The organism is Bacteroides sp. AF39-16AC, from assembly GCF_003602735.1.
Lineage (GTDB): Bacteria > Bacteroidota > Bacteroidia > Bacteroidales > Bacteroidaceae > Bacteroides > Bacteroides uniformis.
Genome location: NZ_QTLN01000002.1, coordinates 425,360 through 439,840, shown reverse-complemented (window position 1 = coordinate 439,840; position 14,481 = coordinate 425,360). Strand labels below are relative to the sequence as shown.

Annotated in this window: 9 protein-coding genes; 2 read left to right on the top strand and 7 right to left on the bottom strand. The window is 48.6% G+C overall.

Annotated elements, in window-relative coordinates:
- The first annotated feature begins 36 nt into the window (after nucleotides 1–36).
- Both DW039_RS03970 and DW039_RS03965 read left to right on the top strand, forming a co-directional pair.
- On the top strand, nucleotides 37–921 hold the full coding sequence (locus DW039_RS03970; RefSeq protein ID WP_005835496.1) for a TraB/GumN family protein: 885 nt from the start codon (nucleotides 37–39) through the stop codon (nucleotides 919–921).
- Nucleotides 922–1,360: 439 nt separating this feature from the next.
- Complete coding sequence (locus DW039_RS03965) at nucleotides 1,361–2,887, top strand: ATP-binding protein (protein WP_120381716.1); 1,527 nt, start codon at nucleotides 1,361–1,363, stop codon at nucleotides 2,885–2,887.
- Between the two features lie 78 nt (nucleotides 2,888–2,965).
- Here the strand turns inward: DW039_RS03965 and DW039_RS03960 are convergent, their stop codons facing one another.
- The 7 genes from DW039_RS03960 to DW039_RS03930 form a co-directional block, all read right to left on the bottom strand.
- Complete coding sequence (locus tag DW039_RS03960; RefSeq protein ID WP_087332990.1) at nucleotides 2,966–5,209, bottom strand: GH92 family glycosyl hydrolase; 2,244 nt, start codon at nucleotides 5,207–5,209, stop codon at nucleotides 2,966–2,968.
- A gap of 295 nt (nucleotides 5,210–5,504) precedes the next feature.
- Nucleotides 5,505–6,476 (bottom strand): glycoside hydrolase family 130 protein, encoded by a 972-nt coding sequence (locus DW039_RS03955; RefSeq protein ID WP_005828866.1) that lies wholly within the window; start codon nucleotides 6,474–6,476, stop codon nucleotides 5,505–5,507.
- A gap of 23 nt (nucleotides 6,477–6,499) precedes the next feature.
- Entirely contained in the window at nucleotides 6,500–7,810 is a 1,311-nt protein-coding gene (locus DW039_RS03950) for an MFS transporter (protein ID WP_005835491.1), read from the bottom strand.
- A gap of 21 nt (nucleotides 7,811–7,831) precedes the next feature.
- Nucleotides 7,832–10,102, bottom strand: coding sequence for a GH92 family glycosyl hydrolase (locus DW039_RS03945; RefSeq protein WP_005828868.1), 2,271 nt, complete (start codon nucleotides 10,100–10,102; stop codon nucleotides 7,832–7,834).
- Nucleotides 10,103–10,268: 166 nt separating this feature from the next.
- A complete protein-coding gene (locus DW039_RS03940; RefSeq protein ID WP_120381715.1) occupies nucleotides 10,269–12,251 on the bottom strand; it encodes a BT_3987 domain-containing protein in 1,983 nt (660 codons plus the stop codon).
- 38 nt (nucleotides 12,252–12,289) lie between these two features.
- The gene (locus tag DW039_RS03935) at nucleotides 12,290–13,444 is read right to left on the bottom strand and encodes a DUF1735 and LamG domain-containing protein (protein ID WP_005828870.1); all 1,155 of its coding nucleotides are present in this window, start codon (nucleotides 13,442–13,444) and stop codon (nucleotides 12,290–12,292) included.
- A 9-nt stretch (nucleotides 13,445–13,453) separates the two neighbouring features.
- Nucleotides 13,454–14,467, bottom strand: coding sequence for a glycoside hydrolase family 18 (locus tag DW039_RS03930; RefSeq protein ID WP_005835485.1), 1,014 nt, complete (start codon nucleotides 14,465–14,467; stop codon nucleotides 13,454–13,456).
- Nucleotides 14,468–14,481 lie beyond the last annotated feature (14 nt).

Here is a 14,481-nt window from a genome sequence, read left to right as displayed (position 1 = left end):
GACTGATAGTCCAGAAACAATTAAAAGAAGAAAGCAATGAAGAAACTTTTAGGCATCCTCTTATTCATCAGCATTGCGCTGAGTGCCAATGCACAACTTTTATGGAAAGTATCCGGTAAAGGATTAGAGAAACCATCCTATATTTTCGGTACTTACCATCTCTCTCCACTCAGCATCAAGGACAGCATCGCCGCCATGCCGCAGGCCATGAACGAAACCACCCAAGTCTACGGTGAGGTCGTGATGAGCGAAATGGCGACTCCCGCCTTCATGCAAAGCATGCAACAGCAGATGATGATGCCCAAAGACACCACGCTGCAAAACCTCTTTACTCCCGAGCAATACGAAGAAGTGGGTAAAGTTGTAAAAGAGAATATGATGGTAGACATCGCCATGCTTGCTCAACTGAAACCGGCTGCCATCAACCAGCAGCTTGTCGTCCTGCTCTACATGAAACACACTCCGGGCTTCAACCCGCAAGAACAGCTCGACACTTACTTCCAGCAGCAGGCCGGACAGCAAGGCAAGAAAGTTGGCGGTCTGGAAACAGCCCAGTCACAAATAGACATTCTGTTCAACAGCCAGACGCTGCAACGCCAGGCAAACCTCCTCTACTGCGCTATCAGTGACATCGAGAAAGGTATCGAGCAAAGCAAGCGCCTGATTGCCGCTTATGAAAAGCAGGACCTGGATGCCATGCTGCAACTGATGGAAGAGCGCGACGGCAATTCATGCGACCCGCTGCCTGGAGAGATGGAAGCCATGCTGGACAACCGCAACAAGGCATGGGTTGAAAAGATGCCTGCTATCATGACAGAAGCCCCTACCCTTTTCGTAGTCGGCGCCGGACACCTGCCCGGAGACAATGGAGTGTTGAACCTTCTGAAACAACAAGGATATACGATAGAAGCCATGAAATAAATCCTCTAACAATTCTCTCTAACAACTTTTAATGGCAAGCTATACAAAGCGTGACGGTCAAATACCATCACGCTTTGTTTGCATATACACTTTATTCTCCTCATCATATCGTACATCCAAAAAAAATATACTACTTTTGCACCAAAGTCTTGGCAGTTATAGTGATAACGGCCATTTTTGACTTGATTCGATAAGAACGCAAGAAGCGAAAGTTATTATCCCTGCCTATTCGGAATCTGGAAAATTCAATAAACGTCATGGGATGATAGCAACAGTTTCTTCACGTCTATGTTATTATATACTTAGGCGTGGGGACTGTTGTCTATTTATGACGTGGGCATTTTCCAGAGCCTCGAATGCAGATAGGCAATAACAGTCCTCGCGCTTTTTATATAATAACCTTCGTCAATGGGGACAGACGAAATGAAAGACACCGCGTATGCATCTTACATTATTTGGAGAAGTACAGTTATTTCTGTTAATTGCCGTTACATCTGCAAGCTTTCTATACTGGATAAATCATAAATACAAAAGTCTGAACAGACAGATTATCCGGGCAATAGACATTCCAGTATATCTGCTGAACAGACAAGGTATTGTCGTAAAACTACTTAATACACCTACCGAAAAGGCAAACAGACTTCCGTTCCTGAATCCGGGAGTTCTAAATATCAATAATTTAGTGACAGATGCCGATGAATGCCGGAAATACATGACGTCGCTGTTACGCGTACTGAATACCCGCACTTCGGACAGCCTGACCCTAAAGATAAGAATAGAAAGTGGTGAGAAACTATATATCGCAGTGCGCATGGTCTACCTCAACAGAAATTATGTCATAGCCTTCATACGCGACATTACGGAAGATGAAGTCCAACGCCGGGAAAACGAAAAATACCGTTTCTTCCTTGAAAGTATTCTGGAGAACCTTCCCATCGCCACGACAGTAAAAGACAAAAACGATGAAGGACGCTACCTGATATGGAACAAAAAAGCGGCAGAGATGATGGAAGTCCCCGCTGAGGATATTGTGGGACACTATGAAGAGGAGTTCAAACCCCTAATGCAAGATAATTTCATCCAAGAGACAGATAAAGAAGTTGAAGAGTCGGAAACTCCCCAGTCCTACATCAAACACTTTGTCAATCCCAAAGGCAGAGAGTATATTCTGTCGTTTCACAAAACGCTGGTGTCCTACAACAAAGGGAAAGAGAGGTGGATTGTCAGTTCTGCACTGGACATCACCGAACTGCTGGCAGCCAAAGAGAAAGCAGAAGAAGCCAACCGCCTGAAATCGGCTTTTCTCGCCAACATGAGCCACGAGATACGTACTCCGCTAAACGCCATCGTCGGATTCTCCTCCATACTTTCCGATTATATACAAGACGAAGATACAAAGGAATACATACATATCATCGAAGAAAACACCCAACTGCTGCTGCAACTGATTAATGATATTCTCGACCTGTCACGCATCGAAGCTGGCATTCTCGAATTCACAGAAGGAGATATGGATGTAAACAAGACGCTTGATGAAATGCAGACGATGGCAAAACTGAAACTTCCGTCCGAAGTCAGTATACGTCTCCTGCCCGGTGCGGATTACTGTATTATTCACACAGTCCCCAAACGGGTAAGACAAGTACTGAACAACTATCTGTCAAACGCCCTCAAGCATACGGAAGAAGGTTTCATCGACATTGGTTATCACCTGCCGCAAGAAGACAGGATTCGCTTCTTTGTCCGTGATACCGGTTGCGGCATTCCTCCTGAAAAGCAAAAGGATGTATTCGAACGCTTTGTCAAGCTAAACAGTTTTAAACAAGGCACGGGTCTCGGACTCTCCATCTGCACCATGATTGCCGAGAAAATGAACGGAAAAGTGGGCGTCAGCTCTATTCCGGGGAAAGGTTCCGAATTCTGGTTCGAAATACCCTATCAGCCTGCCGGAAGCCAACCTGCATAGAAAAGCCCGCCACTGACATGAACTCTGTCAACGACGGGCAACCTAAACCATCACCGATGCTATCCTGACTCACAATACCTATCGAAGCCTAAATCGCAGTTTTCCACTCTGCACCAGTTCTTCATGAGTGATACGATATCGGGACAGTTTTTTTCCTCCCAGTTCCATTTCACGGATATAAAGCGACTCTGCCGACGGGCGTTCCGTCTCTATCACCAGTTGGTCGCGTCCCCAATACTTAGGGTCGAGCTTTATGGTCACCTTATCAAATACCGGAGTAGACAGCGTATAAGCCGGTTCTCCGGGACAATCCGGATAAAAGCCCATCATATTGAAGATAGCCCAAGCGGACATCGTTCCGGTATCATCATTGCCGGGAATTCCGTCGGGGGCATTCTTGAAATACTTCTGCAAAAGGCGGTGCAGCTCTTTCTGCGTGCGCCACTCCTCACCCTTGAAATAAGAAAAAAGATGGGCGTATGCAATGTCCGGTTCGTTGGCAGGGTCGTACAGTCCTTCGTCGAACACACGCTGAAGCTTGTCTACGAACGGCTTCTTTCCACCCATGAGCCGGGCAAGCCCTTTCACATCGTGGGGAACATAGAAAGTATAGTTCCAGGCACAACCTTCGTGAAATCCGGGGTTCGGCTCAAAGTTCTCTCCCTGCCTCGGGTCGAAAGGAGCATAGAATTCACCGTTAGGCAGGATAGGACGGAAAGTACCGTACTCCTTACAGTAATAATGCTTGTAGCCCAGCGAACGTTCGTGGAACAGACGGGCATCCTCCTTCTTGCCAAGCGCAGCGGCTATGCGCGACAAAGCATTGTCGGCAATATAGTATTCCAGGGCATGCGAAACGGAATTGTCATACTGCTCCCGCAGGGGCACATATCCCAATGACACGTAGTCGTCATTGTCCGGTCGGAGCAGATTCTCCGCTCCCGGCAGGGTGGCTCCCTTGCGCATGGCTTCGTAGGCCAGTTCTATATCAAAGTCGCGCAGACCTTTCAGCCAGGTGTCGACGATGACGGGAATGGAAGGGTCACCTTCCATGGTCAGCGTCTCACGTCCGTAGAGTTCCCATTTGGGAAGCCAGCCGTGTTCGCGGTACATGTCGAGCATGGAACGCACCATCTGCAATTGTCGTTCGGGATATACCAGCGTAAGAAGCTGGTGCACATTGCGGTAAGTGTCCCACAAAGAAAAGACGGTATAACGGTCGCCTTGGGTAGTCAAAATCTTATCACTCTCCATAGCGGGATATTCCCCGTTCACATCTTGCAGGATATTGGGATGTATCAGCGTATGATAGAGTGCCGTATAAAAAACGGTTTTCTGTTCTTCCGTACCTCCTTCCACAAGGATGCGCGAAAGGTCATCGTTCCAGCGGCGACGAGCTTCTTCCAGCACTTGACCGAAGTTCTTTCCCTGCTGCTCGGTATCCAGATTGAGGCGGGCATTCTCCATGCTCACAAAAGAGACTCCCATCTGTACTTCCACCTGCTCGCCTTCTTCGGTATCGAATGTAAGATAGGCGCCGATATCATCTCCCGCCAGTTCCTTCTGGTAGCGGGTGTAAAGTTTGTAGCGTCCGTTATCGGGGTCCCATTCGGCCTCTACACCGGTCATGGGGCGCTGCTTCTTCCAGTAGCCCGAAGCGGCGGGCTGCTTGTTGACACGCATCACAAAGTAGATGGGAAAAACGGCTTGTGGGTTGTAGCAGAAAGTACCCAGCAGCTTCATACCTTCAAACTCGCATTTACCCGTCTGGCGCAGAAAAGCTCCCGATTCATTGGTCAGGCCTTCGCCCAGGTTCAGCAGCACATGGCTCTGCCCGGCAGGAAAGGTGAAACGCGCCACACCCGTGCGAGGAGTTGCCGTCACTTCCGTCTTCACATTGTAGCGGGTCAGGAAGTTGCTGTAATATCCGGGGGATGCCTGCTCGTCCTTATAGCGGCTTCCATATTCCTTATAATCTACGGACAGCTCTCCCGTAGTGGGCATCAGCAGCAGAGAACCCAATTCCGGACAGCCCACACCGCTCAAATTGACATGCGAGTATCCGGTAAAGAAACAATTGTGATACTCATAGGGAGTAGACCACCAGCGGGCATCTTTATCGTATTTGTTGTCCTCCGAACCCATCACGTTGAAGGGCACTACGGACATCATTCCATTGGGACAGACGGCTCCCGGATTCGTGGTACCGAAGTTGGTGGTACCGACAAAAGGATTCACATAGTCCGCAGGATGCTTCTCCGCAGCCATAGATGCCGTGAGCATTCCAAAGGAGATGATACAGAAAGTAATCAGTCGTTTCATAATATAGTAAGGATTTGTTCTTTATTAGTTAGTGAGCACGCTACCCATGCCGGTGTCATTGCATGCACTCTGCAAAGTTATTGCAAACGGTCTGCAGTGACACTGCAAACTACTTTGCAGTAGCACTGCAACAGTTTTGCAGTGACGCTGCATCAGCTTTGCAGTGGCGCTGCAACGGCTTTGCAGTAGCACTGCAAAAAGCATGCAGTATCTTTGCAGTGATATTACACTAAGTATAAGGCAGTTACGGCAGGCGCTTTTCAGCAATACCGAGCGCCTGCCAACTGCTTGGTACTTACAAAATACTTGTGCGCTTCGTGAACTCCAGAATCTCGCGGATATACCCAAAGGCAAGCCCCACTACCGTATCGGCTGCACCGTAGTATACAGCTACACGTTCTCCATCTTGCAACGCTGCGCAAGGGAACACCACGTTGGGAACATCACCTTGCAACTCATAAGGAGCAGCAGGCGCAAGCAGATACTCACGGGTGCGGTAGAGCAACTTGGCAGGATTGTCCTTATCCAGAATAGCTGCTCCCATGGAGTAACGGAAACCGTTACAAGTGGTTATCACGCCATGATAGAACATCAGCCAACCCTCGTCCGTGAGGAACGGTACCGAACCTGCCCCTATCTTGGTACACTGCCAGGCACTTTCGGGGAAAGGCGTAGGAGCCATCACATGGCGGTGTTCGCCCCAGAATTTCATGTCAGGGCTGAAGCTAATGTAGATGTCGCCAAAAGGAGTATGTCCGCTATCGCTGGGACGGCTCAAGAGCGCATATTTGCCATCGAACTTCTGAGGCAACAACACACCGTTGCGGTTGAAAGGCAAGAAAGCATTCTCGCACTGGAAGAACTCCTTGAAATCGAAAGTATAGCCGATGCCGATGGTGGGGCCGTAGTAGCCGTTGCACCACGTAATCCAGTAGCGGTCCTCAATCCATGTCACGCGCGGATCGTATTTATATTCGGACTCTATCATGTCCGTATTCCCGGCCTTGAACTTGATTGGCTCATGCTCTATTTCCCAGTGGATGCCGTCCTTGCTGAAACCGGCAAAGATATTCATCTGCACCGCCCGGTTGTCACAACGGAACACACCGGCATAACCATCCTTAAACGGAACCACCGCACTGTTGAAAATGCTGTTCGACGACGGAATATGGTAGCGGTCTATTACGGGATTCTCCGAATAACGCCACATTACATCCTTACAGCCTGCCGGCCGTTCTTCCCAAGGCATTGTGATTTTGTTGCTCATAATTGCTCTATATTATTAATTGGTTATTGTTGTTTCTTCTCATCGGCATACGTAAATGGTATGAAGTACGTAATGAGGAACGCCGGAATGGTGGCAAACAGCGTGAAGGTAAAGAACGCCTCGTACCCCAACCAGTCGCTGACAAAACCGCTGATTGTGCCCGGCAACATCACACCCAGATTCATGATGCCCGAAGCAAAGGCATAATGTGCCATCTGGTGCTTTCCCGGCGCCACCTGCTGCATCATGAACAAAGTCAGTCCCACAAAACCAAAACCATAACCGAAGTACTCGAGCACGATGGCACTACCTATCAGCAACCCGCTTTCCGGCTGGTACATGGCAAGCAGGGTATACGCCACAAAAGGCAGATTGAAGATGCAGCACAGAGAGAACAGCGTCCGCCGCAATCCCCGGTGCGAAATGTAATAGCCTGCCAACAGTGACCCCAGCACAAAGGCGGCCGCCCCATAAGTGCCGTAGTACAAACCTATCTGCTGCTCATTCAGTCCCAAGCCACCTGCCGAACGCTCCGCCTTCAAGAAAAGAGGGACAATCTTCATGACAAAACCCTCGGCAAGGCGATAAAGGATAATGAACGCTATATAGTACCAGATGTGCTTCTTCAAGAAGAAATCCTTGATTACCGCCACCAACTGCTCCCACGTCTCTCTTGCCGACTTGGCGCCGGATGCGGCAGCACCGCCCGATGGCAGCATGCGCATGTGGTAGAAGCCAAGCAGCAGCATCACCGCCGCCAATATCAGCATCACCGTCATCCATGCATGCCGGGTAGCCTCGTGGCGGACTGCCTCTGTGGCCCCCTCCACCCCACCGAAACCTACCAGCAAGGCACCTGCCAGCCAGACCAACCCGCCGGACGCCACAATCTTCGCTATATTGTAGAAGGCTCCCTGCCAACCGATATACTTGGCCTGGTCCTGCTTGTTCAGTTCCGACATGTAGACACCATCCGTAGCCACATCGTGCGTGGCTCCGCTGAAAGCAATCACTGCCAGCAGCGCAATGCATATCGCAAAAAAGAACGGTAACTGCAACGCCAAAGCCACCAGAGCAAAACCTGCTCCGGTAACCATCTGCGTCAGTACCACGAAAAACTTCTTCGTCTTGAACATTTCAAGGAACGGACTCCAAAGGAACTTCAGCGTCCAGGGCATCATGATGAGCGACGTCCACAGAGCAATCTGCGCGTCACCGATACCCATCCCCTTGAACATCAGCACAGAAACCATGTTCAGCACCACGAACGGCAATCCCATGGCGAAATATACGGTGGGGACCCACGATATAGGATTATGATTTTTTCGGCTCATCCCTTCTGTATATTATCTGTGTCACTTCAACGGTTCACTGCCCATAGTCAGCTCCAGCGTACCGCCGTCCACTATATCCTGATGCGTGAAGAATGGAGTCTCCAACTTATTGCCGTTCAGCACAATGCTCCGCACATACTTGTTGTCGCGGCTGTTGTTGTGGGCTATCACCTTGAACGACTTGCCGTCTTTCAGATGAACGGTCGCCTCGTTGAACAGCGGGCGTCCGATGGAATATACCGGCTTGCCGGGGCATACTTGATAGAAGCCCATCGCATTCAAAATGTACCATGCAGACATCTGTCCGCAGTCTTCATTGCCCGAAAGTCCGTCGGGGTTGTTGAAGTAAAGCGTATGCAGCACCTCATCCACAATCTCCTGCGTACGCCAGGGCTGGCCTACGTAGTTGTAGAGATGGGCAATGTGATGGCTTGGCTCATTGCCGTGGGCATACTGGCCTATCAGACCGGAAATATCCACCGAGGTCGATTCACCTTCCAGCTTGGAATCGGCCGTGAACAGAGAATCCAACTTGCCGATGAAGGCGTCGCGTCCTCCCATCAGTTCCACCAGTCCGTCCACATCGTGGGGAACGAACCAAGTCCACTGCCATGCCGTACCTTCGCAATAGTCATCGTTACGGTGATTGGAAGCGCGGGGGTTGAAAGGCGTACGCCAGTTGCCCTCACTGTCCAGTCCGCGCATGAAGCGGGTACTCGGATCGAAATAAACTTTATATCCCTCGGCAAAAGCCGCATACTTATCGCGGTTGGCTTCGTCGTCCAAGGCACCTGCCAGTACGGAGATACACCAGTCATCGTAAGCATATTCCAAAGCTTTAGCCACAGATTCATTGTCTTTATCGCAAGGCACGTAGCCAATCTTGTTCTTCCAGTACTTGGCCTGCGGCATCAGATGCGGCACAACCAAAGGATGGGTGATAATACCCGTCGTATCGTATTCTGCCGTACGGAGGCAAGCCTTGTAAGCCTCCTGCACGTCGAAGTTACGGTATCCCTTTACATAAGAATCCGCTATGAGGGAGGCTGCATGATAACCAATCATGGTACCCGTATAGTTTCCGGCCAGTTCCCACATAGGCAGGACGCCGCCCTCGCGGGACTTCTGGATGAGCGAACGGATGAAAGCCTCGTTCAGTTCAGGATCAATAATCGTCATCAGCGGATGATAGGCACGGAAAGTGTCCCATAAAGAGAAAATGGTGTAGATAGGCTCGTCCACCCTGCCTTGATGGGGCTTCAAGTCCATACCAAAGTAACGTCCGTCAGCATCGGTAAACAAGTTGGGCTGCATACCCGTGTGGTAAAGTGCCGTGTAGAACATGGTACGCTGGTCGTTGTCCTTCGTATCGATGTCAATCTTGGAAAGATAAGTGTTCCACTGCTGGCGGGCAGCACGGCGCACACCGTCAAAATCCCATCCGGAGATTTCGGCTTCCACATTCTTGCGGGCACCGTCCATATCCACGGCAGACACACCTACCTTTACCAATACCTCCTCATTGGGCTCCGTCTGGAATTGCAGTAAAGCTTTAGCTGTAGGCAGAAGCGGACCGCCTTCGTCCAATGCCATGGAGTCCGTGACCAGCGTATAGGTGAATGGTTTGGAGAACTTGGCATAGAAGTTGATATACTGGTCGAAAGCCCAATATACAGTCTTCTTGCGTCCACGGATTTCAGTATCACTGATTACTTCCAGCTCCATCTGTTCATTCTTCTGGCGCTGGATACTGTAATCCAGGTCGAGGATAAAACCTGCATCTTCCGCTTTCGGGAAGGTATAGCGATGAATCGCCGCACGTTTGGTAGAGGTCAGTTCGGCTTTCACCCCGTAGCGGTCCAAAAATACGGAATAATATCCCGGTTCGGCTGTTTCATTCTCGTGGGAAAAGGCAGAGGCGTACGCCATCTGCTGGCTCTTCGAGCCCATGGAGTGGTAATCCTGCCGACCTACAGTGGGCATCAGCAGCACATCCCCGTAATCGGCACAACCCGTACCGCTGACGTGGGTATGTGAAAATCCGTTGATAGTAGTATCTGCATAGTAATATCCGGAGCAGGCATCCCACTCGTAGATACGCGTGTCGGGGCTGGGCTGAATCATCCCGTTGGGAACTACCGCTCCGGGATAGGTATGCCCATGTCCACCCGTACCGATGAACGGATTGACGTAAGACGCATAGTCCGGTGCCGTCTGGGTACAGCTGCAAACCGCCCCCAGCAGAAAAAGTCCGCCCAACAGTATGGAACTAGATTTCATGTTTTTCTTCATATTGTTTATTGTATAAGTAGGTGTATAGCTTCATAATAGAATCTTGTTATATGAGAATGCTTGAGGAGGGCCGCCCTATTACTTTGAGCAAAGCCCTCCTTTGTTTCATGTATGAAAAGGTTCAAGCATCCGTTTTCCGAAACCTCAGTTTACGGAAAACACGGCATCAGCGTACCTTCTTCATCGTATAGTTCTCACTCACGAAGTAAGGAACATCGGGGAAGATGTCGGTCTCAATCTCACCGCCTACATACTTATAGGGATTGATAGCCCATCTGTTGCCCAAGCCATAGATATGCATATCACCGTTAGGAGCAATAGCACCATCCATATAGTAATCATCATAGTTAGGATATGCTTTCCACTGGAAATTCTTGCTGTAAGTACCGAAATGCATCTTGTAGGTAGCAGGGTCTTCAGCATCGCCCTCATGAATGGTTTGCGGATAGATGAGCAGTGCACCGTTATAGTAATCGCAATGCATCGGATACTTACCGGTGATTTCGGGGAAAGTGCCCCAGTTGTAAACCACATATCCGGTACCTTCTTCATCCTTCTCTATAATTACATTCTTCTCAAACTCCTGACTGCCTTTCCAATCCCACCAGCGAGGATTGCCTTCTTCATCCACATAGGTAAAGAGAGAATTGCTGGAAGTTACCTTCCACTCGCCGACCAAATCTTCATAACCCAACATTTTGCCCTGATAAGCTTCACCGATACGGCTCCAGTACTTGCCGCTCCACTCCACTTCATCATCAAAAAGTACTTTACTTATTTCCGAAAGCAACGTATAATACTGATACACCAGCGGTTTGGGATTGTAGAACATCTGAATGCCATAACCTTCATCTTTCACTTTCTGGAATTTGCTCTTGTCAAATCCACTCCAACCTCCGTTCAACTCATCATTAATCTTCCAAGGCAGCGGAGCATACTTGGATTTGGGCAGGTTCTCAAAATGAGACTCTTCACGGCCAAAGGCTCCCTCGGGATTCTGATTCTGGTAGTAACCGTAGGTCATATAGTCCACAATGTCACCTACCTTCATACCCTCTACCTCACCGTCTGGAGAGTCGAGCGAACCATATTCATACACACCGATCAGCTTGTCTCCAAATACCTGGCGGCACTCATAAACCAAACGCGCGAAGTTGGCACGTGAGCGTGTTTCGAAGCCGGGACCGGGATTGGAGTTGTTGTAGTTGGTGTACTCATCATCAAAGTCAATACCATCCAAGCCATAAATATCCAAGTAGGCTTTCAGTTCCTTGGCAAAGTCTTTGGCAGCAGCTTCCGAAAGGTTACCCATACCAGCCTCGTCATGGTTGCCAAGAATAGTCATCACCACCTTAATGCCCTTAGCCTGCAAAGGACGGATGAACTTATCCGCATTTCTCAGCAAGAAGGAAACCTGGTCATTGCAGAAAACATGTACGCGACCGGTCTTGCTATCCACATTGATGTTGGCAGCAAAAATGCTGACTACATCAAAGAAAGGCTTTCCGTCGCTCTTCATGGTATATTCACCCATATTCAAGATGTTCTCGTCATTTACTTCCACAAAGCAATGTGTAAGTATATCACCCTTACTGATACTCCCAGGAATAGCAGCCAAAGGCTTTACCAAGTAAATATATTCCTGATTGTTTGTAGAAACTTCCACACCGTTATTGGCAGATGCAGAAACGGCAACAGCATAAGTCTGTCCGATTGTGCCTCCGGCATTGATATTCAGTTCCACAGAAGCCGACTTCTGTTCGCCCGCCTTGATAGTGGCAGTTCCACCGTTCGCCAGGCTCAGCTTATCGGCGGGATACATTTTATAGCTTGTTCCATTCTTCTTATTGTAAGCCTCCAAAACGTCTTCGTCCACTTTGAAGGTCACCGTAACATCCTGCTCTGCAGCTTTGCTCAGTTCAAAATAGAGATGTCCGGTAGCAACCTTGTCGCCAAAAACAGAAATCGGAGTAAGTTCACGTGCACCGGCGGCAGACTTTACATAGCCATACACGCCATCCACAGTATCCAGCTTGTCACTGTTGCCGGTGTTGATGACAACATCATCTTCACAACCGGTGAAGCATATTCCTGCACATGCAAAAGCCATTGCCAGCAAGCCTGATTTTACATGATTCATATATTTCATAATCAATATCTTTTTATTTGAATTAAGGTATAACTAAATTATTTAGCGGGCAGTTCCACAGCAGTCCAAGTCAATGATTCCACTGCAGTAGCATTGTTCTCATTTCCGCTATAATCGTGAATGGCAGTACCGGCGCCCTCATCGAACTTCCAGTAAGAAACCAGTCCGTCAGCATCCGGCTCTACCTGGTAGAAGTGGTCCTTTGCATTGATTTCTGCTGATGTCAACACCTTGTTCCAGATACGCACCTCTGAGATATTACCTTCCAACCAACGGTCACGATTGTATGAATGGCCAATCCAGAATCCGTTACCTTCATCGGTCATGGTCTGGCCCCAGTTCACGACTCCGCAGTCCAAAGTAGTCTCCAGCATATTCTTACCATTGATGTAGATTATAACTGTTTTTGCATCCGCATCGTAGGTCACAGCGATATGTGTCCATTCGTTTGTCGGAATAACCAGACTCTCATCGGTCACATTGCCGCTACTTGTAGCCACCTGCAACTGGTTTTGAGGAATTCCGGCATCACCGATGCGGAGCAGGAACTTACCTTCGATACCCATAATGGAAGTCAGCATCTTGTCGAACTTGCTTACGCGAATCAACGCTTCTGCCGTCAGTTTATTCATATTATTGGCAACATCCGGATTGGTCCAAGTTACGTAAACCAGATTCTTGGTAATATCAGGAACCGTATTAATCAATGCAGCACCCTTCAGCACGTAGTACATGGTACCGGAGCTCTTCAAGACTCCGATGCTTGCCTGGTCTACCGTAACCGGCAATACATATACCTTCTCACGGTCCAGTTCCGTCAAGTTTTTGAAGCTGACAGTGATGTCGTCTGAAATGACAGCACCGGCCAAAATGGTAGCCTGCGGAGTTTCTACCGTATAATAGTTTTCCGGCAGAGCCTCGGCTGTGTCATAATAGGTAGCGTTATAAGTAGCTACCAGTGAAGGGTCCGCCTTCAAGGCAATAGTTATATCCTGTGATTCAGGGCGAGCCATTGAAATCCGGAATGAGCCTTCCGTATCGGAAACTGTGTTTTTCAACAACACAGTGCTGGTCATCGCCGAGCCGTTGATATACACCTGATTATCGAAATTCTCAACGTCATTATCATTACAAGCAGCAAATACACCTGCCAATAATGCCATCGATACTAAATATATACTTTTCAGTTTCATGATATTCTTTTATTTTTTAGGAGCAGGATTCATAATATTGATAGCTTCTCTCACGTATTGATAGGTATTGGTGGCATTGTAGTAATCATTCTGCATGTTCTCAATAGCCAGACCGGCTTTTGTAAACTCTGCAGACGGTTCTGTCACCCAATAAGCAGCTTCCGACAGAGCTCTCAAAGCATTGTAATATCCGGTAGTCTTATCTGTTGTATCCAGAGAGACGGTAGATGCCGATACAATGAAGCGGTCAGCCGGAACACCGTCTGCCATCAAGGCCTGAAGCGCTTCTATCCCCAGTTGGGCAACATCTGTGACATCATTTGTAATCAAGATGATATGGTCACAAGAAGAGAGCACAGACTGGCCTATCAGGTTGGCAGGATACCCCTGGAACACCAGTTGCTTACCTGAATTGGCACTCTTCCAGTTGGATATCACACCGAAGAAAGTATCCTGATTTGCCTTTGCTTCAGCCTTGTCGGCTTCGGACATGTAGATAGGATTGCTACCACGATACTCGGCTACAATACCGTCGAAAGGTGCTTCAAGAGCTATCAGTCTGTTCAGCTCAGCCGACAGATAAGCCGAGAATGCAGATGTTTCTGTTCCTTCTTTCACCTTGTCGGTATGTTCCTTCAAGATATTGTCATAGCTGATGGAATAGAATACTTTCGTTCCCTTCTCATGTACATTTGCAATATCTTCCAATTCGAATTCCGCCAAATCGGGAGTAGTTGCGATAATTACGTCCAGGCTGTCGGGAACATCCGACATGTGCTGCCCGCGGCTGAAAGGAACTTTCTCACTATTATCAAACCAGCCGTATACAATCTTATGGTCAGAATTCTTGTATTCCTGCAAGTTCTTCAGATACTTGGCATACAGTTCGGGAGACTGTTCGTCGATTCCGGGTTCTTTCAGTTTAATACTCTCTGAATCCGTCCAGTCGGAGCAGGCAGACAATGCCAATACGGAAAAAGCTGCCAGCGCGATTCCTTTGAATGATTTCTTATATAATTTCATAATTATTCAGCATT

What these genes read in the sequence shown, in the direction of transcription:
- DW039_RS03970 (WP_005835496.1), top strand. Translation starts at nt 37, where the DNA reads ATGAAGAAACTTTTAGGCATCCTCTTATTCATCAGCATTGCGCTGAGT.
- DW039_RS03965 (WP_120381716.1), top strand. Translation starts at nt 1,361, where the DNA reads ATGCATCTTACATTATTTGGAGAAGTACAGTTATTTCTGTTAATTGCC.
- DW039_RS03960 (WP_087332990.1), bottom strand. Translation starts at nt 5,209, where the DNA reads ATGAAACGACTGATTACTTTCTGTATCATCTCCTTTGGAATGCTCACG.
- DW039_RS03955 (WP_005828866.1), bottom strand. Translation starts at nt 6,476, where the DNA reads ATGAGCAACAAAATCACAATGCCTTGGGAAGAACGGCCGGCAGGCTGT.
- DW039_RS03950 (WP_005835491.1), bottom strand. Translation starts at nt 7,810, where the DNA reads ATGAGCCGAAAAAATCATAATCCTATATCGTGGGTCCCCACCGTATAT.
- DW039_RS03945 (WP_005828868.1), bottom strand. Translation starts at nt 10,102, where the DNA reads ATGAAGAAAAACATGAAATCTAGTTCCATACTGTTGGGCGGACTTTTT.
- DW039_RS03940 (WP_120381715.1), bottom strand. Translation starts at nt 12,251, where the DNA reads ATGAAATATATGAATCATGTAAAATCAGGCTTGCTGGCAATGGCTTTT.
- DW039_RS03935 (WP_005828870.1), bottom strand. Translation starts at nt 13,444, where the DNA reads ATGAAACTGAAAAGTATATATTTAGTATCGATGGCATTATTGGCAGGT.
- DW039_RS03930 (WP_005835485.1), bottom strand. Translation starts at nt 14,467, where the DNA reads ATGAAATTATATAAGAAATCATTCAAAGGAATCGCGCTGGCAGCTTTT.